The following is a 22,285-nucleotide window of genomic DNA, read 5'->3' as shown; positions in this document are numbered from 1 at the left end:
TTTTAGTATTCAGTGTTCAGTAGACAATAAAAAGTTTTTAGATAAAGGTACTTACAAAGATTGCTACGCTAGTAAGAATGGCAAATTAAAAGGTAATGTTTCGCCATTTACTAGAGTGCATTGGCGCCACTTTATTTAGGATCCCCATTAATTCACTAATATCTACGTTTGGTCCTCCAGAGAAAATTTGTTCAATTTCATCTGCTTTAGCATCAAAGAAAGTACGGGATACAAATGAGTTTGGTCTTTGTCTGTGTACTGCATCCATTTTAATAATTGCTTTTGCAATTTCAGATTTAGCTTCTTTATCATTTTCACTCATAGTATCTAATCCTTTTCTATGGTAATCATACAAAACTTCTCTGTAGTCTTTATATGTTGGTGATAAAATATTATCTATTAAAACAAATCTACTTTGTAAACCGTCTTCTAATTTCCATCCTTTAAAACTTTCTTGTTGTGAGAAGCTCACAATGTTCTGCGCTTGTTTAAAGTATGCATCGCCACCTCTTAATTTAAAAGTGTCTGCATCTAAACCTAATATCATTTGGACATGAAATGCGATCACAGAAACTAAATTAGATTCGAATTGATTCTCATTATATATAAGATTTTGAAATTCTAAATATCGAAAAGAAAAGTCTTTGTCATTTATATTATAAACGGGAGTGGTATAGGTGGATCCGTAAACTGGTCTTGCAGATTGCACTTGTATCGATGCGGTAAATAAATCGCTACTCTGCCCTGTAACATTAATAACCATACTACATTCTATAAGTTCTTGTGGTCCAAATTTTTTCTTCGTCCACTCTGTCTTATTTACAAACTCATTAAGTTGCTTCTCTAACGTTTTAAATATTTGTAAGTTTTCATTACCTGTTAGCTGTGCATTTACTACTACCTTGCAGTTTAATTCTTGCGAAAATCCTGCAAAACTAATACACATTATAAGACCTAATAGTATGTTACGCATGTATTTGTTGTATAATTTGATTAAAAATATCTTTTGCTACTTCTGTTTTAGATTTCAGAGCATATTCTGTAATATTCTCATTAACATCTATAAGCGTTACTTTGTTGGTTTCTTTTTTAAAACCAGCTCCTTCATCATTTAACGAATTTAATACAATTAAGTTTAAATTCTTCTTTTTTAGTTTTCCTTTTGCATTTTCAAGCTCATTATTAGTCTCTAACGCAAAGCCTACAAGAAATTGTTTTTCTTTAATCTCTCCTAAAGATGCTAATATGTCTTTTGTTTTTTCTAACTCTAAGGTTAACGTAGTATCTTTCTTTTTTATTTTCTGAGTTGCTACTTTTTTAGGTTTGTAATCTGCAACGGCAGCAGAAAGTATTGCAATATCCACCGATTTAAAATACTCATGTGCCGCATCATACATTTCTTGCGCGCTAACTACAGGAATTACTTGTATTAAACTATGTGCTACTTTTTGGTGTGTTGGCCCGGTAACTAAGAATACTTGAGCGCCTAAATTAGCTGCTGCTTTAGCTAACTCAAATCCCATTTTTCCTGAAGAATGATTACCTATAAAACGCACAGGATCTATAGCTTCGTATGTTGGCCCTGCCGTTATTAGTACTTTTTTATCACGAAGCGGAAGTTTACTTAAAATATCCTTTTCTAAAAAGGAAACAATATCTTCTGGCTCTGCCATTCTACCTTCGCCAACCAAACCACTAGCAAGTTCTCCACTTGCAGCAGGAATAATTATATTATTAAAGGATTTCAATTTTTTGAAGGATGCTAATGTAGATGCATGCTTATACATATCTAGATCCATTGCAGGCGCAAAATAAACGGGACATTTAGCCGAGAGATATGTTGCTAAAAGTAAATTATCACAAACACCATTTGCCATTTTAGACATGCTGTTTGCTGTAGCTGGTGCTACAATAAAATAATCCGCCCAAAGACCAAGTTCTACGTGGTTATTCCAAACACCGTTATCCTCTTCTTCATTTGTAAAAGAAGAATATACTGGGTTTTTAGAAAGTGTAGATAAGGTTAAAGGCGTTATAAAGTCTTTACTAGCTGGAGTCATAACAACTTTTACGTTTGCTCCAGCTTTAATAAATAACCTTACTAATGAAGCTGTTTTATAAGCAGCAATACCAGCAGTTATTCCTAATAGTACATTTTTGCCGCTTAATATAGACATCTTCTTTTTTTACTGGTTGTCTTCTTCTGTATTTCTATGGTAAATCTTATTATCTAACCATTCTTTAACTGCTAAAGCGTGTGGTTTTGGTAATCTCTCATAGAATTTAGATACTTCAATTTGCTCTTTGTTTTCAAAGATTTCCTCTAAACTATCATTGTACGTTGCAAACTCTTCTAATTTTTCAATTAATTCCTTTTTAATTTCAGAATTTATTTGCTCTGCTCTTTTAGAGATAATTGAAATAGATTCGTAGATGTTTCCCGTAGCTTCATCTATTGCATTTCTATTGTACGTTGTTGTACTTGTAGGTGCATCAATCTTCTTTAAATCCATAGTATATTAACTTTTAGTACTGTATTTTTTTAATTCTTCTTCTAAATTTTCTAGCATATCTTTTGTATCATCGCTATGCTTTGAATTTGCATATTTACCTACAAAAGAAAGGTAATATGTTTTTGCTTTTACTAGTCTTTCTTCCTTTTTTCTTTCCACACTATTAATAGCCAATTGGTAAGCAGAATCTAATCTGTAAAACAAAGCGGTTTCACGAAGTTTAGACCCAGGAAATTCAAATATAAAATTATCGAAAGCTTTTATTGCTGCGTTATAGTCTCTAGTGTATCCTACTGTTTTGTAATACTGATATGCAATATCAAAAGATTTCTGTTCTAATTTACCATCTAACTCATGTACTAGCGTATTTGCTTCTACAATAAACTCCGAATCTGGATATGAGTTAATAAACACTTGAAACTTTTCGATAGCATCTTTAGTTGCGTGTTGCTCTTTAGTGTACGCTGGCGATAACATATAGCTACTTTTAGCGGAAAGAAATTGTGCTTCTTCTGCTTTTTCACTTTTGGGATATGTGGAAGCAAAACGATCAAATTGATAACCTGCTAAATAATAGTCGTTAGATTTGTAATACGAATCTGCGTGTAAAAACGAAAGTTTTTCGGCTTGAGGTTTCCCTCTATATTGTGGCATAATTTGCTCAAACAACCTACTAGCCTTCATGTATTTCCCTTTGTTATACATGGCTTCTCCTACTTTAAATTTCGCAGAAATATCTTCGCCATTTAAAGCTTTTTGATATGGACTGCATGAACTTAATGCTAAGCCTACTAATAAAATGTAAATTAATTTATTCATTTGTTAACGTTACTGTTTTTAACTATCTCATGCAATTCTATAATAGAATCAAGTGTTCTAATGTTTCTTGTATTAGTTACACTTATTTCTTGATTTTAAAACAGAATGCAAAATTAGTCTTTTATTATGGATTTTAAAAATATATTATTCTGCTAAAATAATTGATGAAATCAAGGAATGTAAAGGTTTAAGTAATATTTAACTTTTAAACAAATACTTTCAGCGCTTCTTCCATTTTTTCTTTTAATTCTTCTGTAGCTTCTACAAGCGGTAATCTTACCTTTGCGCTACACATTTTTAATGCTTCAAAAACTGCTTTTATTCCTGCAGGATTATTTTCAGCAAAAATAAGAGCGGTCATTTCCATTAACTTAAAGTGCAAAGCATATGCTTCTTTAGCTTTCCCTTCTAGGCCTAAATTAATCATTTTAGTAAAATCTTTAGGAAGCGCTTGACCAAGTACAGAGATTACTCCTGCTCCACCAGCTAATATCACTCCTAATGCCAAATCATCATCTCCTGAAAGCACTAAAAAATCTTCCGGCTTATTTTTAAGTAGCTGTAAATATTGGTGTACATTATTTCCTGCTTCTTTAACGGCAATAATATTTTTAAAATCTTTTGCTAAACGCAAAGTCGTTTCTGGCGACATATCTTTAGCTGTTCTTCCAGGAACATTATATAATATTATTGGAACTGGTGACGCTTCTGCTACTGCTTTAAAATGCTGATACAAACCTTCTTGCGTAGGCTTACTATAATATGGAGATACAGATAAAATAGCATCCATATTAGACAAGTCTGTATTTTTAATCTCTTCCACAACTTGCGCGGTATTATTCCCTCCAATTCCTATAACTAATGGCAACTTACCATTATTTGCCTTAATTATTGTATTCGTTATCGCTAATTTTTCTGCTGCTGTAATCGTTACACTTTCTCCTGTCGTGCCACTTATAACAAGATAATCTGTTCCGTTTTCTATGTTATATGCCACGATATCTTCTAAAGATTTGTGATCTACACTTAAATCCTCATTAAAAGGTGTTATTAAAGCAACTCCCGTACCTACAAATTTATTATTCATTACTTATTTTATTAAATGTATTAAGGTATTTTATTAATTCATTTTTAAATACATCAAACTGTTTTAAATTGGTTTTAATAATAAAATCATTCAATCTATTATCCGACTGTAAAACACCAATTTTAAATTTAGCTTTAGATGTCGCTGTTAAAATTTTAAGCGCTAACACATCTTGTTCATAATAACTAATTAAAGCATCAAACGGCGTATCTAAAAAAACTTGAAGCTCCTTATTTGTTATTTTTCCCTTCCAATTTAAATCTTTCGGATTAAAACAAAAATCCCAAGTACTTATATCTTCTTTTTTATTAGAAGTAAACGCTATAATTTTAAGTTTATTTGGCCTTACATGAATTGTTTCTGCTAGCTTTCTAAAAGACTCAAAATCATCAATTTCATCTATATTTATAATGACTCCTAGACTAGCGATCTTGTCCTTATTCAGAAATACCTGTCTAGAATTTAATAATTTACTAAGATGTTTTTTAGTAGAATTTTGTTTAAAACCCTTTAAAATCATTTATATTTATACTTTCTTACAAAGGTAACAAAAGTAGTTAGTTTTGTTTATTAAAACCTATTCCTTTACACATGAATTATAAACATCTTTTTTTAATTGTTTTTGCACTCTTTATATATAGTTGCAAACAAGAAAAACTATTCCTTACTAAAATTGAAGGAAAACAAATAAACATTAAGGATAGCCTCGAAATTAATGAAGAGGTTGAAGACTTTGTTAAACCATATAGAGATCATGTTAATAAGAATTTAGATAGCGTCATTTCTTATGCTGTAGATACCTACACGAAGACAGATGGAGACTTCAACACCGCAATTGGTAACCTATTCGCAGATGCTGTTATTGAAGAATCCAGCACGATATTAAAAAAACGAACCGGACATAACGTAGACGTGGTTCTACTTAATCATGGAGGAATTCGTGCCATTATATCTAAAGGAAACATAACTACCAGAACGGCTTATGAGATTATGCCTTTTGAAAACAGCCTTGTAGTTGTAGAAATGAAGGGAAAAACGATTCAAGACAGTTTAATAAATTATTTAAGTAAAGCGAAACGCGCACATCCTATTTCTGGTTTAAAAATTAAATTAGATAAAGATTTTAATGCGGTTTATGCTTCTATAAATAACCAACCTATTGAAGCCGAAAAAACCTATTATGTTGCTACTAATGATTATTTATATCATGGTGGTGATAGAATGACCTTTTTTCAAACCAATGACAGCTTACATGTTTTAAACTACAAGGTAAGAAATGCTTTATTAGATTACTTCCTTAAAAAAGATACCATTAACCCTGTTATTGATGACAGATTTATTCAATTAAAATAAACCAGATGAAAAGAAGAGATTTTATACAACAAACATCTGCAACAGCGGCATTAATCACATTAGGAGGTTTAGGCTTACAATCGTTTACCTCTGGAAGCAAAGCAACAAAAATAACGATACTTCATACCAATGATGTGCATAGCCATATTGATGCTTTTGGACCAGAAGATGGAAGAAATCCAAACCAAGGAGGTGTTGCCAGAAGAGCTAGTTTAATACAGAATATTAGAAACGAAAACCCAAACACCTTATTATTAGATGCTGGAGATATTTTTCAAGGAACACCTTATTTTAACTATTATGGTGGCGAGCTAGAATTTAAACTCATGAGCATGTTAAAATATGATGCTGCAACTATAGGAAACCATGATTTTGATAATGGCATAAATGGCTTATTAGCACAATTACCTCATGCTAAGTTCGATTTTCTATCTGCTAATTACGACTTCTCTAATACCGTACTGGACTCCTTTGTAAAACCGTATAAAATATTTAAAAAGGACGGCATTAAAATTGGTGTTTTCGGCTTAGGTATTGAGCTAAACGGCTTGGTAGACAAAAACATGTATAAAGAAACGAAATATCTGGATCCTACGGAAATCGCGCAAGACATGAGCCGAATTTTAAAAGAAAACGAAAAATGTGATTTAGTTATATGTCTATCGCATTTAGGATATCATTATAAAAATTTCACAGAGAAAATTAGTGATTTAAACCTTGCTAAAGCAACAAAAGATATCGATTTAATTATTGGGGGACATACTCATACTTTTTTACCAAAACCAACCATTGCCAAAAACAGCATAGGTGAAAATGTTTTAGTGAATCAAGTGGGTTGCTACGGAATTAATCTAGGAAAAATAGACTTCTATTTTGATGCCGACAAAAACAAAGCCGCAAAAGGAACTTCTATTTTAGTGTAAATCTGTTCGCGTTTTATGAAGAAAGAATAACGGTATTAACTTCCACCCTTTTTTCTTCTTTATTCCTTTCTAATATATAACTAAACAGAAAGAATAAACCAACTAAATGTAAAACTCGATCTATCATTACAAAGCTCGAATTATATAAATAGTAGGTGCTTATGTAATGTAACACATCGGAAAACAAAAAACATAAAACCATAATTAAAAACAGAATAGATTCTTTAGTTTCTGAGTTTAAATAATCTACAAAAGAAACAAAAGCAAGCGCTATTAAAGCAGTACTTTTAATACCAAATAAAGTCACCTCGACACTATCTGGAATATAATACTTAATGACGTCAAAAAGAATGTATAACAGATACGCGTTAATTAAAAACACAAAAATTAGATACGAACTAATCACTTTATCTAATTGCAACTTTTTAATTCTAGAGGCTACCGCTACAATTAAACTAGCATAACTTAAGCAATACGCTAAACTAGAAATATTAACAAGCATTAAATTATAGGTAAAAACAGAAGTAAAGTCTCCAATAAAAGAAAATAATAAAAAAGCAAAAACACCCATTGTAATTTGCTTATTCTTTAATAGAAAATAGATTAAAAATACAGGAACAAAAAGAGGTTTTGTTAATTGCTGAAACAAATCATTTTCACTAATAGTAGCAATTACATTAATTAATATAAGGGCAAACAATATGCCTAAAAACATTTTGTTTGGAAATTTATTTATCCAATTTTTTAGAATCATAATCATAAGTAGGTTATCGCAAATATAAAATAAATTTACTTACAACGGATAAATTACACATTTAATCGATGAAATACATAGGTTTTATTTGATTTACAGTAAAATTCTTCAACTATATAATAAGCTAAAGCCACTTTCTACTAAACATTTCATTTTAAAATATTTAAACTTGAAAAAACACTTGCCTTTAAAATTAAACATAATTATCTCTATACCTTTAAAGACCATCTTTACAATTTAAATGTACAACACATCTGGATAGTGCATCTATTTTTGAAAAAATCAGATTAGAAGTTTACTAAGGATTTTAGAACTTATCGCTGGTATTTCAATAAGGCTTGCATTAGAGCAACGCTATCCATAACCTCAACGGGAGGCCATTATAATATAGCTAAAAACTAGGGATTACAACTAATCCAGACAGTGGTGCACTATCTATTACTGTAGTAGTCTCTTTTATAGTATCCGGAATATTCTGAACTGGGATAGACAAGATGCGCTGAAATTAATTACGCAAAAATATTAGCTCCTTTTTTTTTTGAGTTTATTTCTAAATCTGTTTGAAGGTAAAACATTACAAAAGCAAATATATTTAACGCGATAGCAATATAATTTAAAATTTCAAGGTCCGACAGATAGTAATAGCCAATCAATAAAAAATCTGAAAAACTTATTGCTAAACAACCTATAAACAGAAACAAGGATTTCCGGGTATCATTTTCAAGAAAATTCAAAAAAGAGATAGCCAACAAAACTAACAATATAAAATTATAGCTATGCTCTACAAAACGCACCAAATTTAGAACCTTAGAATCAAACAAAATAGGGTCTATTATTCCATACAAAACGGTGAACAGATAGATTACAAGAACAAATAATACAATAGTTTGAATTAGAAATTTCTTAATAAGGACTCTAAAATCCAAAGCCTTAAAAATTTCGAACAACAAAAAAAAGAAGGAAACAACATAAAGTATATTACATACAAAATATAGCGTTTCTGATAAATTATCATCATCCATTATATGCAAAATATCTGCAGAAGAATAACTAACTAAAAAGAGAAAAAAAAACAAAGACTTCTTTTTTCTGGATATAAAATAAATCACAGTAATTACCGGGACAACTAGTAATTCTAAAATAGAAAAGATAGAAATATCTAGTAGACCTAAAAGTGTAAAACCAAGATAATCAGCTAACATAAAATAATTTAAGCACCCTAAAAAGTGAAGTTATCAACTTTCAAATATAAATAAAAAATGTAATTTATCGGTAATAAATAACTTTTATCGGTTTACCTCTGAAAAAACACCGGAATTAGCGAACCATTTGTAAGAATTCCTGCTCAGAGATTAAGGACACTCCCAATTTCTCTGCTTTTTCTTTTTTACTTGGCCCCATTTTGTCTCCAGCTACAATATAACTGGTCTTAGCAGAAATAGAAGACGAAACTTTACCGCCATTATCTTCTATTAGCTTTTTAAGTTCGGTTCTTGAAACAACTTCGAAAACCCCTGAAACTACAAATATTTTGCCTTCTAGCTTATTGGTTTGATTTGCTAATTTTTCGGCCGAAACTTCCAATTGCACTCCAAAACTTCTTAGTTTTTCAATCGTATTTCTATTTTCTTCCGAAGTAAAAAACAGGACAACACTTTCCGCAATTTTAATTCCTATTTCATCTACATTTACTAATTCTTCTTGTGTCGCTTTTTCTATTGCATCTATACTTTTATAATGCTTGGCTAATTTTTTAGCAACCGTTTCTCCCACATATCGAATTCCTAAAGCAAAAAGAACCCTTTCAAAAGGGATTTGCTTAGAAGCTTCCACGCCATTGATTAAATTCTCAGCGCTTTTTTCTGCCATTCTTTCTAATGGCATCAACTGTTCTTTAGTTAGCGTATATAAATCGGAATAATTTGTTATCAATCCTGCTTGTACCAAAAGCGCAACAGTCTCGCCACCAAGACCTTCAATATCCATTGCTTTTCTAGAAATATAATGTTGAATTCTTCCAACAATCTGTGGCGTACAGCCATTATAATTCGGACAAAAATGTTTGGCTTCCCCTTCATCTCTTTCTAAAAGCGTGTTACATTCCGGACAATGGGCTATGTATATGGTTGGTTGTGAATCTTCTGGTCGTTTGGTAAAATCTACCGCAATTATTTTAGGTATAATCTCTCCTCCTTTTTCTACAAACACCTCATCACCAACTCGAATATCTAACTTTTCAATTTGATCGCTATTATGTAAAGAAGCTCTTTTTACAGTCGTTCCTGCTAATTCTACAGGCTCCAAATTGGCAACTGGCGTTATCGCTCCCGTTCTTCCAACCTGATACGAAATACTATTTAAACGCGTAGAAACCTGCTCTGCTTTAAACTTATAAGCCATCGCCCAACGTGGTGCTTTGGCAGTATATCCTAATTCTTCTTGTTGCTGTAAATCGTTCACCTTTACTACTACGCCATCTGTTTCGTATGGCAAATTATGTCTTTCTGTATCCCAATAATTTACAAATTCTAAAACGGCTTCAATAGAATTTGCTAGTTTGGCGGCTTCTGGAACTTTAAAACCCATCTGTCTTGCTTTCTCTAGACTTTCCATTTGTGTAGCAATCCCTAAATTATCTCCTGTAATATTATACAACAAACATTCTAATGGTCGTTTTGCAACCTCCGCACTATCTTGAAGTTTTAAACTTCCCGAAGCTGTATTTCTTGGGTTTCTATATGGTTCTTCCCCAATATCAATGCGCTCTTCGTTCATCTTATTAAACCCTTCAAAAGGCAAAACAATTTCTCCACGAATATCAAATTTTGCTGGATAGCTTCCTTTTAATTGCAATGGTACCGATTTAATCGTTTTAATATTTGCTGTTACTTCATCTCCTTGCATACCATCTCCACGAGTTACTGCGCGAAGTAAACTTCCGTTTTCATACGTCAAACTAATCGATGCACCATCATATTTTAATTCGCAGGTGTATTGAATTTCGCCATCCACCATCTTTTTAATCCTAGTTTCCCAATCTTGTAAATCTTCTAGAGAATACGAATTATCTAAACTATACATTCTATGCGCATGTACAACCGTATTGAAGTTTTTAGTAACCGTTCCTCCCACTCTTAAAGTTGGCGAATTGGCATCAAAAAATTTTGGATGTTTTTCTTCTAAGGCCTGTAGTTCTTTTAATTTTATATCAAAATCGTAATCACTAATAGTCGCATTATCTAAAACGTAATAATTATAGTTGTGCTCACGAAGCTCGCTACGTAAGTTTTGTATGTATTCTTTTGTATTCATTTAATTCTTTTATCTCTTTCCCTAAAAAACCTTTCTGTCAACAGATGGATATAAGGATCTATTTTCTTAATCAAAATCTGAAATCAAAAATCTCTTATCAGCAATCGTTACTCATTATTCCTTTTAGCATTCTATCTTTTCCAAAAATATCTTGCTTTAATTCTATAGCTTCAAAACCATTCTCTTCTAATAAAGCAATCATTGCTGCACCAAGATACTCGTTTATTTCAAAATACAATTCGCCTTTTGGTTTCAAGTGATCTACCGCAAATGTTGTTATTGCTTCATAAAATTGCAACGGATTATCGTCTTCTACAAACAGTGCCAAATGCGGTTCGTTTTGCAAAACGTTGGAGTTCATTTCTTGCTTCTCTAAGTTTCTAACGTATGGCGGATTGGATACAATGATGTCCAATTCCAAACTAGAAAACGCCAAATCCCAAGACTTTTCATTTAAAATATCTGCTTCTATAAATACCACTTCTACATTATTTAATGCTGCGTTTTCTTTTGCTTGTTCTATCGCTTTCGCGGAAACATCTAAGGCATAAACCTTCGCTTTCGGTAAGTTTTTAGCTAACGAAATAGCAATACAACCACTTCCTGTACCAATATCAAGAATAGAAATAGGTTTCTGGAATGCGATCGAATTGACATCGTTTATAATAAGGTCTACGAGCTCTTCCGTTTCTGGTCTTGGTATTAATGTATTTGCATTCACTTTAAAAGGCAAACCGTAAAATTCTGTTTCGCCTAAAATATATTGAATCGGTTCTTCTTCTTTAAGCCTTTGTAAAGCATTAGTTAGAGCCTCTTCTTCCGTTTTAGTAATCGTTTTTCCTGGCTCAAGCGCTAGTTTCATTCTAGAAAAATCACAGCATGCTTCGATTAGCAAATAGAAAAAACTATTTACTTCGTCTACACCATAAATAGCATCTAACTGTTCGTGAAATATATTTTGTATTTCTTTTAACCTCATTAATTCCATTATCAATTACAGATTTTTCAGCATCCAAATACCACAAGCGTTATGTCCTGTGTTTCCTAAAGGAGCTTCCAAATGCTTAAACCCGAAAGTTTCATAAATATGAATTGCCGCTTTTAGATTCGGAATCGTTTCTAAATAGCATTGTTTATATCCCATTGCTTTAGCAGCTTCCATACATTTCTCAAAAAGAGGCTTTCCTATTCCCTTTCCTCTTACTTCCGGAGCAAAATACATTTTCTGAATCTCGCACACTTCCGTTTCAAAATCTTTTAAAGGCTGTATTCCAGCACCTCCAAAAACTTTCCCATCTAACTCCACCACATAATAAACCTCGTTTTTGTTTTGATAAGACTCAAACATTCTTGGTGTTTCGGCATCTTCATAAGCAGTACCAACCAAAGGGATTTCATATTCATGAAAACAACCTCGTATAGCCGCTTCTATTTGCGCATTATCCTTTTGTTCAATTTCTCTTATAATGATATTGTTATTCCTCACTTATAAATATTATTTTTGCTGGTGAAGATACATTAAATCTAAAAAAATTGAAATGAAGAAGTTTATAATCTTATTAACAGTAATCCTTACTATTATAAGTTGTTCTGTTAAAGAAAAACCAGAATTTTTAAGAGTCGACAATATAAAGGTAGACGATTCTAATTCTAAATTCATTACACTTACTGCAGATGCGTATTTTTTGAATAAAAATGATATTAGTGGTGAATTAAAAACAGACGAAATTAAAGTGTTTGTTAACAACAACCAAATGGCAACAGTTACCACAGAAAGCTTTAAAGTGCCAGCAAAAAAAGAATTTTCTATTCCGCTAAAAGCAAATGTTCCAACAGACAGTCTTTTTAGTGATAAAAGCTTAAGTGGTTTATTAGGAAGTTTTCTTTCACAAAAAATGAAAGTACAGTATAAGGGACAAATTAAATATAAAGTATTTGGTTTTTCACACACTTATGATGTAGACCAAACTGAAAACGTAAAAATCAAATTCTAAATTTTTCATTATTACACACGAAGACTACATAAAACGTTGCATACAAATTGCAAAACTCGGACTAGGAACCACAAGACCAAATCCTATGGTTGGCGCTGTAATTGTACACAATAGTCGTATTATTAGCGAAGGCTACACTAGTGCTTATGGTGGCAATCATGCCGAGGTAAACGCAATAAATGCTGTTGTAGATAAAACCCTTTTACAAGAATCCACCTTATATGTTACACTAGAACCGTGTAGCCATTTTGGAAAAACACCGCCTTGTAGCGATCTTATTATTACTCATAAAATACCGAATGTGGTCATTGGCTGTGTAGATGATAATCCGGAAGTTGCAGGTAAAGGAATTAAAAAACTACGAGATTCTGGCTGTAATGTAACTGTAGGTATTCTAGAGGAAGACTGTAAAAAGCACCACAAACGTTTTTTCACATTCCATAACAAAAAGCGTCCGTATATTATTTTAAAATGGGCAGAAACTACGGATGGTTTTATCGCTCCCAAATACAAAGATGAAAACAAACCTGTTTGGATAACCAATGAAATATCTAGACAGTTAGTGCATAAATGGCGCGCAGAAGAACAAGCAATTCTTGTTGGTACCAATACCGTTATTAAAGACAACCCGAGTTTAACGGTTAGAGATTACACAGGAAACAATCCGATTCGCGTGGTTTTAGACAGAAATAACTTACTATCTAAGGAATATGCTGTTTTTAATGACCAAGCCGAAACCATCACTTTTAAAGACCATAATGCAAAAGCTATTTGCACTCATTTACATAAGGAAAACATAAATTCTATAATTATTGAAGGTGGTTCTAAAACCTTGCAACTATTTATAGATGAAAATCTTTGGGATGAAGCTCGAGTATTTACAGGAAACATACTATTTAAAGAAGGCGTTAAAGCACCAAAATTTTATGGACATCTTGCTTCTACAGAAAAGTTAATAGAAGATACTCTTAAAATATTTACTAATAATTAAAAAGATTCCTGTCTACGCAGGAAATAAATATGATTAAAAATTTAATATTCGATTTTGGAGACGTATTCATCAACCTAGATAAAGCTGGAGCTATGCAAAATGCTTTAGACGTTTTTGAAGTCGATGCGCTTCCTGAAGACCTCATTGCCATCAATACATTATATGAACAAGGATTATTGGAAACCGAAGAGTTCTTAGAATTTTACCAAGAAAATTTTCCGAAGTTAACCGAAGATGAAATTGTTGCAGCATGGAATTTTATTCTGAAGGATTTTCCGCGAAAGCGATTAGAATTCATCCAACAATTAGCTGCAGATAAAAAGTATAAACTTATTTTATTAAGTAATACGAATGAACTTCATATCGATTGGATTAAAGAAAACGTTTCGTTTTACGAAGATTTTAAAAATTGTTTTGATCCATTTTATCTTTCACACGAAATTCAATTACGAAAACCAGATGTTAATATTTATGAATTCGTTTTAGCCAAAAACAATATTAAAGCGGAAGAATCCCTATTTATTGATGATACTTTAGCAAACACAGAAACGGCAAAACAACTAGGAATACACGTTTGGAATATTGATGAAACTAAGGAAGACATCATCGATTTATTTACCATTATGAAAGACTTATTTTGATATACCTTTTACTCAGCATCTTAGCATCTACGCTAATATTCATTATTTTTAAACTGCTTGGGAAATACAAAATCAATACGCTGCAAGCTATTGTTGCCAACTATTTTACAGCTTGTTTAACAGGTGTTCTAATGTACGAAGAACCCGTAAATATTACTAAAATCCTAAATGAAGATTGGTTTTTTGGCGCTATTGGTTTAGGCTTTCTGTTCATCTCCATTTTTAATGTTATGGCATTAACTGCACAACGAAACGGACTAACGGTTACATCTGTGGCTAGTAAAATGAGCGTTGTAATTCCTATTATTTTTGGTTTGTATGCTTATAACGAAAGTTTAGGTTGGCAAAAAGGAGTTGGTATAATTCTAGCTTTGGTTGCAGTGTATTTAACTTCGGCAAAATCGAAAACCGAAGCGTTTAATATTAAAAACTTATGGCTTCCTATTTTATTGTTTTTTGGATCTGGCACCATAGATACCTCGATAAAGTATATTGAAACAAGTTATGTTTCACAGAATGGCATTCCCATTTTTTCTGCAACCATTTTTTGTATTGCAGGCTTAATAGGAATAGCACTACTTAGTATTCAAGCTATAAAAGGAAAATTTACATTTGACTACAAAAGTATTTTTGGCGGTATCCTTTTAGGTATCACGAACTACTATTCTATTTACATGCTTTTAAAAGCGTTACAATTTGAAGGCTTTGAAAGCTCTACTCTTTTTACCATAAATAATGTAGCTATCGTTATGCTGTCGACTTTAATCGGCCTTATTATTTTTAAAGAAAAATTACAAAAAAAGAATTGGATAGGAATTGCGCTTGCCATAGTTTCTATTGTATTAGTTACTTTAGCGTAAATGGAAGAAAAAGACACCTATAAAACCATTACAACACCTTCTGAAGCAGTTTTGTTTAAAGATAAAAACTCCAAATTCTATGGCTATGCCTTTCCTATTCAGAATGAAGATGAAGTAAAACAGCACTTGGAAGATTTAAAAAAACAACACCACACAGCAGGTCACTTTTGTTATGCGTACCAATTTGGAACCGACGAAAAACAGCTTTCCTACCGAGCAAATGATGATGGAGAACCTAATAATAGCGCTGGAATGCCTATTTACGGACAAATACAATCGTATGCTGTTACCAATATCCTAATCGTTGTATTACGCTATTATGGAGGTGTAAAACTTGGTGTTGGCGGATTAATTAATGCATACCGAACCGGAGCACAAATGGCTTTAGATGCTTCCAAAATTATCACAAAAACAATTAATATCGAATACTGCATCTCTTTTGAATACAAAAACATGAATAAAGTGATGCGTATTATAAAAGAGAAAAACTTAAATATTACGAATCAAATTTTAGAATTGGACTGTAAAGTTTTTATTTCTGTGAGAAAAAACAACTCCGAATCTGTATTTGAAACTTTCGACAATCAATTCGAAATAAAAATCGAAGTCGTATAACGAGAAGTTTCTACAGTTTATCTAAAATATAATCTGGACATTTCATCGGTCTTTTCGTTTTCATGTTAATAAATGCCAAAACGGTATTCGCCTGTACTAAAATCTCACCAGCTTCGTTTGTAATTTCATATTCAAATTCTATTTTTACGGAAGGTGTTTTTTTAAGTTGTGTTTTCACTTTAACAACGTCGTCGTAATAGGCTGATTTCTTATAATTTAAAGACATAGAAATCACAGGAAGCATAACACCTTCCCTTTCCATTTGACTGTAAGAAATGCCAAACGTTCTTAACCACTCTGTCCTTCCCATTTCTAGGTATAATGCGTAATTGCCATGATGAACAACACCCATTTGATCGGTTTCACCATATCTAATTCTTATAAAAATTTCATTCTCATTCATACTAATATCTCGTTATTTTTTTGTAGTTTCGGTAACGGTTTAAACATGCAATAAAATTTCCTAATATTCAACTATAAAATATTTTTTTATTAATAAATTTGTTCACATATTTGCCGAGCTATAATCAACGAGAGGAAATCAATTCCTCTTTTTTTAACTAACAATAAATTTCACTATAAATAATGAGTATTACTGCGCAATCGGTCTGGAATAATTGTCTTGAATTTATAAAAGATAATATTCAGCCGCAAGCTTATAAAACTTGGTTCGAGCCAATTGTTGCAGTTAAACTTGCAGAAAATGCTTTGAGTATTCAAGTACCTAGTAAATTCTTTTACGAATGGCTAGAAGAGCATTATGTGAAAATCCTAAAAGTTGCACTTACCAAAGAGTTAGGCGAAACAGCCAAACTAGTTTACATTATTAAAATGGAAAACACTTATGGTAATAAACAACCTTTTACCGAAAGAATTCCTAGTTCGAATAGATCTTCTGTAAAAGCGCAAGATGTCGATATTCCTTTAAACAATAAAAATCGCGAATTACGCAACCCTTTTATTATTCCCGGAATTAGAAATGTGAAAATTGAGTCGCAACTAAATCCGAACTATAATTTCGAGAACTTTTTAGAAGGAGATTCTAACCGTTTAGCTAGAAGTGCAGGATTAGCTGTAGCTAGCAAACCAGGAGGAACATCTTTTAACCCTTTATTAATATTTGGAGGCGTTGGTCTTGGAAAAACACATTTAGCACATGCTATTGGTGTAGATATTAAAGATAAATACCCTGAAAAAACAGTTTTATATATTTCTGCTGAAAAATTCACGCAGCAATACATAGACTCGGTTAAGAAAAATAACAGAAATGATTTTATTCATTTTTATCAAATAATAGACATCTTAATTATTGATGATGTACAATTTCTATCTGGTAAATCTGGAACACAAGATGTATTCTTTCATATTTTTAACCATTTACACCAAAACGGAAAGCAAGTTATTTTAACTAGTGACAAAGCTCCTGTTGACATGCAGGATATTGAGCAACGCTTATTATCTAGATTTAAATGGGGACTTTCTGCAGAATTGCAAACGCCAGATTTTGAAACCAGAGTATCTATATTAAAAAACAAATTATATCGTGATGGTGTAGAAATGCCGGATGATATTATTGAGTATGTTGCAAAACATATTAAATCTAATATTAGAGAGCTTGAAGGCGCAATTATCTCTTTAATTGCACAATCTTCTTTTAATAAAAAAGAGGTTACTATTGACTTAGCAAAACAAGTCGTTGAAAAGTTTGTAAAAAACACAAAACGTGAGGTTTCTATAGATTATATCCAGAAAATAGTTTCCGATTATTTTCAAATGGATGTAGATACGCTACAATCTAAAACTAGAAAACGTCATATTGTACAAGCGAGACAATTAGCCATGTTCTTTGCCAAAAAACTGACTAAAGCTTCACTAGCAAGTATTGGTTCGCAAATTGGTAAACGAGATCATGCCACTGTACTTCACGCTTGTAAAACGGTTAACAACTTATCTTCTACAGATAAACAATTTAGAAAATACGTAGAAGATTTAACTAAAAAGCTTTCGGTTTAAATTTCAAATACCGCATTTTTCAAATAAAATATTATGACTAAAATACTAATGGTTTGCCTTGGTAATATTTGTCGTTCTCCTTTGGCAGAAGGTATTTTACGTGCTAAACTTAACGATGATTTTACTATAGATTCTGCTGGAACAGGAAATTATCATATTGGTGACCTACCAGACAAACGCTCTATTCAAGTTGCAGAAAAATATGGTATTGATATCACCAATCAACGCGGTAGACAATTTGATGTTTCCGATTTTGATGTTTTTGATTTAATTTACGTCATGGACAATTCCAACTTTAAAAACGTGGTAAAACTTGCTAGAAATGAAAATGATATCGCTAAGGTAAAACTCATTTTAAACGAAGTATATCCCAATCAAAACTACGATGTTCCTGATCCTTACCACGACAGCGCTCAAGGTTTTGAAAATGTTTTTAAAATGCTAGACGAAGCTACAGATGTTATAAAGGAAAAAGTTTTAAAGAATTAAAACATTGAAAACCAAGTGTTTTAGTTTATATATTTTGTAATTTAAAGCACAACTCCTTAAAACAGTACCACATGAAATCTATTATACTCTTAATAATAGCATTGTTTTCTTTTCCGTGTTTCTCTCAAAATATAAATATTGAACTTTTTGCTAGCGGACTTTCCAAACCGGTAAACGTAAAACACGCAGGTGATGATAGACTCTTTGTTGCGGAAAGAGCTGGTGTTATTAAAATCATTAATGCAGACGGCACCTTAGCAACGACGCCATTTTTAAATATCAATCCTATTGTCACTAATAGTGGTGGAGAACGAGGTTTATTAGCCATAGCTTTTCATCCAAACTATTCTACCAATGGGTATTTATTTGTAAACTATATAAATAATAGTGCAGACACGGTAATTTCTAGATTTACAAGAAACTCACTAAATACAGCAGACCCCAATTCCGAATTAGTTTTTATGAATATTAGTCAGCCATACGGTAATCACAATGGTGGCGATATGCATTTCGGTACCGATGGCTATTTATATATTTCTACAGGAGATGGAGGTTCTGGTGGTGACCCTGAAAACAGAGCACAAAACTTAACTTCCCATTTAGGAAAACTATTACGTATAGATGTGGATAATCCTGTAACTGGCGGATTGAATTATTCGATACCAGCAGACAATCCCTTTTTTAGTAATACAGAAGGCATAAAGGAAGAAATTTGGTCCTATGGCCTACGAAACCCTTGGAAGTGGTCTTTTGATAGAGACACAGGTGATATTTGGATAGCCGATGTTGGACAAAGCCAAATTGAAGAAATTAATATGGTTACCAATGGAAGCGCTCCAATCAATTACGGTTGGCGCTGCTATGAAGGAGATTCACCTTACAACACAGCAAATTGCCCTGCTACAAGCACATTAACATTCCCTGTGGCGCAATATACACATAGTAATGACGGCGCCTTTAAATGCTCGATTACCGGAGGTTATAGATACAGAGGAACAGAACAACCAACCTTAGAAGGTTTCTATTTTTTTGCCGATTATTGTAGTGATGAAATTGGTTATGTACAAGGAGATGGAACAAATTTTAATCTAACGTTTATAGAAGATTTTGGTAGTGATGGTTTTTCTGCTTTTGGAGAAGACGTTACTGGCGAGCTATATATTGCTGGGCTTAACTCAGGAATTATTTACAAAATAATAGATGCTGATTTAAGTGTAAACGAACAAAACGTATTTAATATAAAAATGTATCCGAATCCAGTAAAAGATAGTTTAAATTTAGATTTTAGAAACACAACACAGGTAATTAAAGAAATTAATATATTTAATTTGCACGGGAAACTAGTTAAATCTATTTTAAAACCAGACTTAACTATAACCACTTTATCGACTAAAGAAATGCAAAGCGGATTGTATTTAATTGAAATTAATGCCGAAAACGGAAGCAAAAAAACGAGTAAATTTATTAAAGAGTAATGGACAATATTATCGGTAAATTATACCTTATACCTACAACATTAGGCGACAATGCGCCTTTAGAAGTTTTACCTATTTCAGTAAAAAAAGTAATAGAGCAAGTAGACACATTTATTGTTGAAAACGAAAAAAATGCAAGACGCTTTATTAAAAGCATTGAACCAAGAAAACAACAAGCTTCACTAACCTTGTTTCCTTTAAACAAGTTTACAGATCCTATGGAATTGCCAAGTTATTTAGAACCTTGTTTACAAGGAAAAAATGTTGGACTACTATCGGATGCTGGTTGCCCTGGCGTTGCAGATCCTGGAGCAGATATAGTAAAAATTGCACATGATAAAAACATACAAGTAGTTCCTTTGGTTGGACCTTCTTCTATATTATTAGCAATGATGAGTTCTGGAATGAACGGACAAAGCTTTACTTTTAATGGATATTTACCTATTGATAAAGATGAAAAGAAACAAGAGATAAAACAATTAGAGCGCCTTTCTTTCGAAAAAAATCAATCACAGCTTTTTATTGAAACGCCGTACAGAAACAATAAAATGTTAGAAGACATGTGTCAATATTTGGAAAGTAATACGCAAGTTTGTGTTGCTTGTGACATTACATTACCAACCGAATATATAAAGACGAAATCTGTAAACGAATGGAAAAAAAATAAGGTTGACCTTCATAAAAGACCAACCATTTTTATAATACATAAAAGCTAGTTACTAAATAGTACTAGCTTTTGCTTTTTTATTTGCTTTTACTAGCGAAGTATCATAACCTGAAAACTTTTTCATGTAATGTTTAATCGAAGTACCAAAGGCATCTTCAAAACCAGTTTCACCGTAACTTCTTAAGTATTTTTTTACGCTTCCAGGTCCTGCTAAATGCGCTGCAGCTAGAATTCCTGACTCGGTTACCAAAATACCATTAATGGTCATACCATTAAAACGTTTAATGTCTCTACGTAAAATCCATTTATTACGTTGTGCATTTGCAACAAATGCTTTTTCCTGTAATTCTGGGTTTTGTAAAAATTGATTCGGATTGTAGATACCAATCATTTTTAGAGTCTCTGCTCCAAATTGGTATTTTCCTAAATAACCAAATTTGTTTACGGTAAAATAATCTCCTCCAGATTCTTTAAAAGCTAATGCTTCTTTAAAACCGATAAAAGACTTTCCTAAAGTTGGTTTGAATTTTTCACTTGGTGTAGGTGTACGAAAGGCAAATACTTTATCTGACACTTCTATGGTAGCAACCACTTCTTCTTCTTCGTAATTTATTAAATCCATAACCGCTTCCGAAGAAAACGATAATTTCAATAAAGTACATATGGTTAGTAATAGCGTAAACTTTCCAATATTTTTTATCATAACGAATAATTTTTCAGTAATAATTAATAGTAATAATCACTTACAATTTTTCAGCGTGCAAATATACAACTTTTATTTTAAACCTGAAAACCAGTAGTTTATACGTTTCTAATTCAAAATTAGACGTTTATATCTTTTATTCAAAAATTAGTCGACTAAGTACATCTAAAAGTAGATAGCATGGAACTTTAATTCATTTTTATCGTTAAATTCTAACGTAGGGAAGGGTACTTTTATTACGTTCAAAACACTAAAAACAGATTTCAAGAAGTGTGAATTTGTTTTTATTCTGGTTAAATCTATATCTAGACTTAAATAATATTGTCGTTTTCTGTCTGGATTTAAAAATGCAACATCTACAGTTTCCTCATTTCCGGTAAGCATACCATCTGCTCCATAACCAAAAGCAACATTTATCCACTTTGGTATTTTATCATTCTTAAAAAAAGAACTCACGTTTGCACTTAACCAATAGGTTTGTCCGTTATAATCTTTTAAAATTTCTTCTAATAATCCTTCGCCTAACTTATCTGGTCTTTGTGAAGCATATTTTGTTTGATGAAAAGAATACTTTAAAGTGATACGCTGTTCTTTCCAAAGCAATTCTTGTCCGACGTACAATCCAGTTCCTGCCGCATTACTAATCATATCTCCCCAAGAAAAACCCCATTCTTTAGAGTAACCATCAAAAACTTCTACTACGGTTAGAAATGCGAAACCTAAAGTTGCGCCATAAAGCAATTGATCTTTTTTGCCTACACCACTCCAATGTAAAAGCTCTGCTCCTGCTCTACCTACTTGATAGGAAGAGAATACATGACCAAACTTATCCATTTGAAGCCACTCGTCATTATCATTAAGTGTATGTAGTTTTGATTTTTCATAATCGGCATACCACAATTGATTTAAACCAATTAAGGATAACCCGATTACAGAAGCTTCCGAAATTACTAAAGCATTTCGTCTTGGTACATTTAAAGAATCGCTTGGTGTAAGAAATTTATGAATTCCAGATTGTGAGAATACACTTGTAGTTATACATAAAACGAATAGTAGGTATAAAAGTATTTTCAAGA

Annotated in this window: 25 protein-coding genes; 11 read left to right on the top strand and 14 right to left on the bottom strand. The window is 32.1% G+C overall.

Going from position 1 to position 22,285, the window contains the following annotated elements; all coding sequences use genetic code 11:
* Window positions 1-85 precede the first annotated feature (85 nt).
* The 6 genes from porD to ACVCZW_RS13515 all read right to left on the bottom strand — a co-directional run bounded on the left by porD (window position 86) and on the right by ACVCZW_RS13515 (window position 4,939).
* Complete coding sequence (gene porD / locus ACVCZW_RS13540; protein ID WP_452229557.1) at window positions 86-973, bottom strand: type IX secretion system protein PorD; 888 nt, start codon at window positions 971-973, stop codon at window positions 86-88.
* The gene (gene coaBC, locus ACVCZW_RS13535; RefSeq protein WP_452229558.1) at window positions 966-2,177 is read right to left on the bottom strand and encodes a bifunctional phosphopantothenoylcysteine decarboxylase/phosphopantothenate--cysteine ligase CoaBC; all 1,212 of its coding nucleotides are present in this window, start codon (window positions 2,175-2,177) and stop codon (window positions 966-968) included. Before coaBC ends, porD begins: the two co-directional genes overlap by 8 nt.
* Window positions 2,178-2,186: 9 nt before the next feature.
* Window positions 2,187-2,513 (bottom strand): DNA-directed RNA polymerase subunit omega, encoded by a 327-nt coding sequence (locus tag ACVCZW_RS13530; protein ID WP_452229559.1) that lies wholly within the window; start codon window positions 2,511-2,513, stop codon window positions 2,187-2,189.
* Window positions 2,514-2,519: 6 nt separating this feature from the next.
* Window positions 2,520-3,332, bottom strand: a complete 813-nt coding sequence (locus tag ACVCZW_RS13525) for an outer membrane protein assembly factor BamD (RefSeq protein WP_452232670.1) — start codon at window positions 3,330-3,332, stop codon at window positions 2,520-2,522.
* Between the two features lie 205 nt (window positions 3,333-3,537).
* A complete protein-coding gene (gene dapA / locus ACVCZW_RS13520; protein ID WP_452229561.1) occupies window positions 3,538-4,419 on the bottom strand; it encodes a 4-hydroxy-tetrahydrodipicolinate synthase in 882 nt (293 codons plus the stop codon).
* Entirely contained in the window at window positions 4,412-4,939 is a 528-nt protein-coding gene (locus ACVCZW_RS13515) for a DUF6913 domain-containing protein (RefSeq protein WP_452232669.1), read from the bottom strand. Before ACVCZW_RS13515 ends, dapA begins: the two co-directional genes overlap by 8 nt.
* 71 nt (window positions 4,940-5,010) lie before the next feature.
* On the opposite strand from ACVCZW_RS13515, the gene ACVCZW_RS13510 reads away from it, so the two are divergent.
* Together ACVCZW_RS13510 and ACVCZW_RS13505 are read left to right on the top strand one after the other, a co-directional pair.
* Window positions 5,011-5,772 carry a 5'-nucleotidase C-terminal domain-containing protein gene (locus ACVCZW_RS13510; RefSeq protein WP_452232668.1) on the top strand — a complete coding sequence of 254 codons (762 nt, stop codon included), beginning with the start codon at window positions 5,011-5,013 and terminating at the stop codon, window positions 5,770-5,772.
* 5 nt (window positions 5,773-5,777) lie between these two features.
* Entirely contained in the window at window positions 5,778-6,695 is a 918-nt protein-coding gene (locus tag ACVCZW_RS13505) for a bifunctional metallophosphatase/5'-nucleotidase (RefSeq protein ID WP_452229564.1), read from the top strand.
* 13 nt (window positions 6,696-6,708) lie between these two features.
* On the opposite strand, the gene ACVCZW_RS13500 is transcribed toward ACVCZW_RS13505, so the two are convergent.
* From ACVCZW_RS13500 to ACVCZW_RS13480, 5 genes are all read right to left on the bottom strand, one after another.
* On the bottom strand, window positions 6,709-7,410 hold the full coding sequence (locus tag ACVCZW_RS13500) for a hypothetical protein (protein ID WP_452229565.1): 702 nt from the start codon (window positions 7,408-7,410) through the stop codon (window positions 6,709-6,711).
* 548 nt (window positions 7,411-7,958) lie between these two features.
* A complete protein-coding gene (locus ACVCZW_RS13495) occupies window positions 7,959-8,651 on the bottom strand; it encodes a hypothetical protein (RefSeq protein ID WP_452229566.1) in 693 nt (230 codons plus the stop codon).
* 115 nt (window positions 8,652-8,766) lie between these two features.
* On the bottom strand, window positions 8,767-10,761 hold the full coding sequence (gene ligA, locus ACVCZW_RS13490; RefSeq protein ID WP_452232667.1) for an NAD-dependent DNA ligase LigA: 1,995 nt from the start codon (window positions 10,759-10,761) through the stop codon (window positions 8,767-8,769).
* A 97-nt stretch (window positions 10,762-10,858) separates the two neighbouring features.
* The gene (gene prmC / locus ACVCZW_RS13485) at window positions 10,859-11,740 is read right to left on the bottom strand and encodes a peptide chain release factor N(5)-glutamine methyltransferase (RefSeq protein ID WP_452232666.1); all 882 of its coding nucleotides are present in this window, start codon (window positions 11,738-11,740) and stop codon (window positions 10,859-10,861) included.
* Between the two features lie 15 nt (window positions 11,741-11,755).
* Window positions 11,756-12,247, bottom strand: a complete 492-nt coding sequence (locus tag ACVCZW_RS13480; protein ID WP_452232665.1) for a GNAT family N-acetyltransferase — start codon at window positions 12,245-12,247, stop codon at window positions 11,756-11,758.
* Between the two features lie 52 nt (window positions 12,248-12,299).
* Between ACVCZW_RS13480 and ACVCZW_RS13475 the strand changes: the two genes are divergently transcribed.
* From ACVCZW_RS13475 to ACVCZW_RS13455, 5 genes are read left to right on the top strand one after another with little or no spacing between them, the layout of a single operon-like run.
* Entirely contained in the window at window positions 12,300-12,755 is a 456-nt protein-coding gene (locus ACVCZW_RS13475; protein ID WP_452232664.1) for an LEA type 2 family protein, read from the top strand.
* Between the two features lie 7 nt (window positions 12,756-12,762).
* Entirely contained in the window at window positions 12,763-13,746 is a 984-nt protein-coding gene (gene ribD / locus ACVCZW_RS13470) for a bifunctional diaminohydroxyphosphoribosylaminopyrimidine deaminase/5-amino-6-(5-phosphoribosylamino)uracil reductase RibD (protein WP_452232682.1), read from the top strand.
* A gap of 29 nt (window positions 13,747-13,775) precedes the next feature.
* Complete coding sequence (locus ACVCZW_RS13465; protein WP_452232663.1) at window positions 13,776-14,387, top strand: HAD family hydrolase; 612 nt, start codon at window positions 13,776-13,778, stop codon at window positions 14,385-14,387.
* Entirely contained in the window at window positions 14,384-15,247 is an 864-nt protein-coding gene (locus tag ACVCZW_RS13460) for an EamA/RhaT family transporter (protein ID WP_452232662.1), read from the top strand. Before ACVCZW_RS13465 ends, ACVCZW_RS13460 begins: the two co-directional genes overlap by 4 nt.
* A complete protein-coding gene (locus ACVCZW_RS13455) occupies window positions 15,248-15,862 on the top strand; it encodes an IMPACT family protein (RefSeq protein WP_452232661.1) in 615 nt (204 codons plus the stop codon). It abuts the gene before it with no gap.
* A 10-nt stretch (window positions 15,863-15,872) separates the two neighbouring features.
* Here ACVCZW_RS13455 and ACVCZW_RS13450 read toward each other — a convergent pair whose 3' ends face one another.
* The gene (locus ACVCZW_RS13450; protein WP_452232660.1) at window positions 15,873-16,265 is read right to left on the bottom strand and encodes an acyl-CoA thioesterase; all 393 of its coding nucleotides are present in this window, start codon (window positions 16,263-16,265) and stop codon (window positions 15,873-15,875) included.
* Between the two features lie 182 nt (window positions 16,266-16,447).
* On the opposite strand from ACVCZW_RS13450, the gene dnaA reads away from it, so the two are divergent.
* From dnaA to ACVCZW_RS13430, 4 genes are all read left to right on the top strand, one after another.
* On the top strand, window positions 16,448-17,875 hold the full coding sequence (dnaA, locus tag ACVCZW_RS13445) for a chromosomal replication initiator protein DnaA (protein WP_452229575.1): 1,428 nt from the start codon (window positions 16,448-16,450) through the stop codon (window positions 17,873-17,875).
* Window positions 17,876-17,908: 33 nt separating this feature from the next.
* Window positions 17,909-18,364, top strand: coding sequence for a low molecular weight protein-tyrosine-phosphatase (locus tag ACVCZW_RS13440; RefSeq protein ID WP_452229576.1), 456 nt, complete (start codon window positions 17,909-17,911; stop codon window positions 18,362-18,364).
* A gap of 71 nt (window positions 18,365-18,435) precedes the next feature.
* Window positions 18,436-19,839, top strand: coding sequence for a PQQ-dependent sugar dehydrogenase (locus ACVCZW_RS13435; RefSeq protein WP_452232659.1), 1,404 nt, complete (start codon window positions 18,436-18,438; stop codon window positions 19,837-19,839).
* On the top strand, window positions 19,839-20,555 hold the full coding sequence (locus tag ACVCZW_RS13430) for an SAM-dependent methyltransferase (RefSeq protein WP_452232658.1): 717 nt from the start codon (window positions 19,839-19,841) through the stop codon (window positions 20,553-20,555). The genes ACVCZW_RS13435 and ACVCZW_RS13430 overlap by 1 nt, the downstream gene beginning before the upstream one ends.
* A 3-nt stretch (window positions 20,556-20,558) precedes the next feature.
* Here the strand turns inward: ACVCZW_RS13430 and ACVCZW_RS13425 are convergent, their stop codons facing one another.
* Both ACVCZW_RS13425 and ACVCZW_RS13420 read right to left on the bottom strand, forming a co-directional pair.
* Window positions 20,559-21,209 (bottom strand): peptidoglycan-binding protein LysM, encoded by a 651-nt coding sequence (locus tag ACVCZW_RS13425; RefSeq protein ID WP_452229579.1) that lies wholly within the window; start codon window positions 21,207-21,209, stop codon window positions 20,559-20,561.
* Between the two features lie 165 nt (window positions 21,210-21,374).
* Window positions 21,375-22,283 carry a DUF2279 domain-containing protein gene (locus ACVCZW_RS13420; RefSeq protein WP_452229580.1) on the bottom strand — a complete coding sequence of 303 codons (909 nt, stop codon included), beginning with the start codon at window positions 22,281-22,283 and terminating at the stop codon, window positions 21,375-21,377.
* Window positions 22,284-22,285 lie beyond the last annotated feature (2 nt).

The organism is Lacinutrix sp. MEBiC02595, from assembly GCF_053601555.1.
The sequence above is the reverse complement of the archived record's forward strand: the minus strand, read 5'-3'. Positions and strand labels throughout refer to the sequence as shown.

Excerpts from the sequence above, each read along its gene's own strand:
- ACVCZW_RS13500 (WP_452229565.1), bottom strand. The coding sequence starts at position 7,410 with ATGTTTTTAGGCATATTGTTTGCCCTTATATTAATTAATGTAATTGCT.
- prmC (WP_452232666.1), bottom strand. The coding sequence starts at position 11,740 with ATGAGGTTAAAAGAAATACAAAATATATTTCACGAACAGTTAGATGCT.
- porD (WP_452229557.1), bottom strand. The coding sequence starts at position 973 with ATGCGTAACATACTATTAGGTCTTATAATGTGTATTAGTTTTGCAGGA.
- ACVCZW_RS13465 (WP_452232663.1), top strand. The coding sequence starts at position 13,776 with ATGATTAAAAATTTAATATTCGATTTTGGAGACGTATTCATCAACCTA.
- ACVCZW_RS13530 (WP_452229559.1), bottom strand. The coding sequence starts at position 2,513 with ATGGATTTAAAGAAGATTGATGCACCTACAAGTACAACAACGTACAAT.
- dnaA (WP_452229575.1), top strand. The coding sequence starts at position 16,448 with ATGAGTATTACTGCGCAATCGGTCTGGAATAATTGTCTTGAATTTATA.
- ligA (WP_452232667.1), bottom strand. The coding sequence starts at position 10,761 with ATGAATACAAAAGAATACATACAAAACTTACGTAGCGAGCTTCGTGAG.
- ACVCZW_RS13455 (WP_452232661.1), top strand. The coding sequence starts at position 15,248 with ATGGAAGAAAAAGACACCTATAAAACCATTACAACACCTTCTGAAGCA.
- ACVCZW_RS13475 (WP_452232664.1), top strand. The coding sequence starts at position 12,300 with ATGAAGAAGTTTATAATCTTATTAACAGTAATCCTTACTATTATAAGT.
- ACVCZW_RS13440 (WP_452229576.1), top strand. The coding sequence starts at position 17,909 with ATGACTAAAATACTAATGGTTTGCCTTGGTAATATTTGTCGTTCTCCT.
- ACVCZW_RS13495 (WP_452229566.1), bottom strand. The coding sequence starts at position 8,651 with ATGTTAGCTGATTATCTTGGTTTTACACTTTTAGGTCTACTAGATATT.
- dapA (WP_452229561.1), bottom strand. The coding sequence starts at position 4,419 with ATGAATAATAAATTTGTAGGTACGGGAGTTGCTTTAATAACACCTTTT.
- ACVCZW_RS13515 (WP_452232669.1), bottom strand. The coding sequence starts at position 4,939 with ATGATTTTAAAGGGTTTTAAACAAAATTCTACTAAAAAACATCTTAGT.
- ACVCZW_RS13430 (WP_452232658.1), top strand. The coding sequence starts at position 19,839 with ATGGACAATATTATCGGTAAATTATACCTTATACCTACAACATTAGGC.
- ACVCZW_RS13450 (WP_452232660.1), bottom strand. The coding sequence starts at position 16,265 with ATGAATGAGAATGAAATTTTTATAAGAATTAGATATGGTGAAACCGAT.
- ACVCZW_RS13505 (WP_452229564.1), top strand. The coding sequence starts at position 5,778 with ATGAAAAGAAGAGATTTTATACAACAAACATCTGCAACAGCGGCATTA.
- ACVCZW_RS13525 (WP_452232670.1), bottom strand. The coding sequence starts at position 3,332 with ATGAATAAATTAATTTACATTTTATTAGTAGGCTTAGCATTAAGTTCA.
- ACVCZW_RS13435 (WP_452232659.1), top strand. The coding sequence starts at position 18,436 with ATGAAATCTATTATACTCTTAATAATAGCATTGTTTTCTTTTCCGTGT.
- ACVCZW_RS13425 (WP_452229579.1), bottom strand. The coding sequence starts at position 21,209 with ATGATAAAAAATATTGGAAAGTTTACGCTATTACTAACCATATGTACT.
- coaBC (WP_452229558.1), bottom strand. The coding sequence starts at position 2,177 with ATGTCTATATTAAGCGGCAAAAATGTACTATTAGGAATAACTGCTGGT.
- ACVCZW_RS13510 (WP_452232668.1), top strand. The coding sequence starts at position 5,011 with ATGAATTATAAACATCTTTTTTTAATTGTTTTTGCACTCTTTATATAT.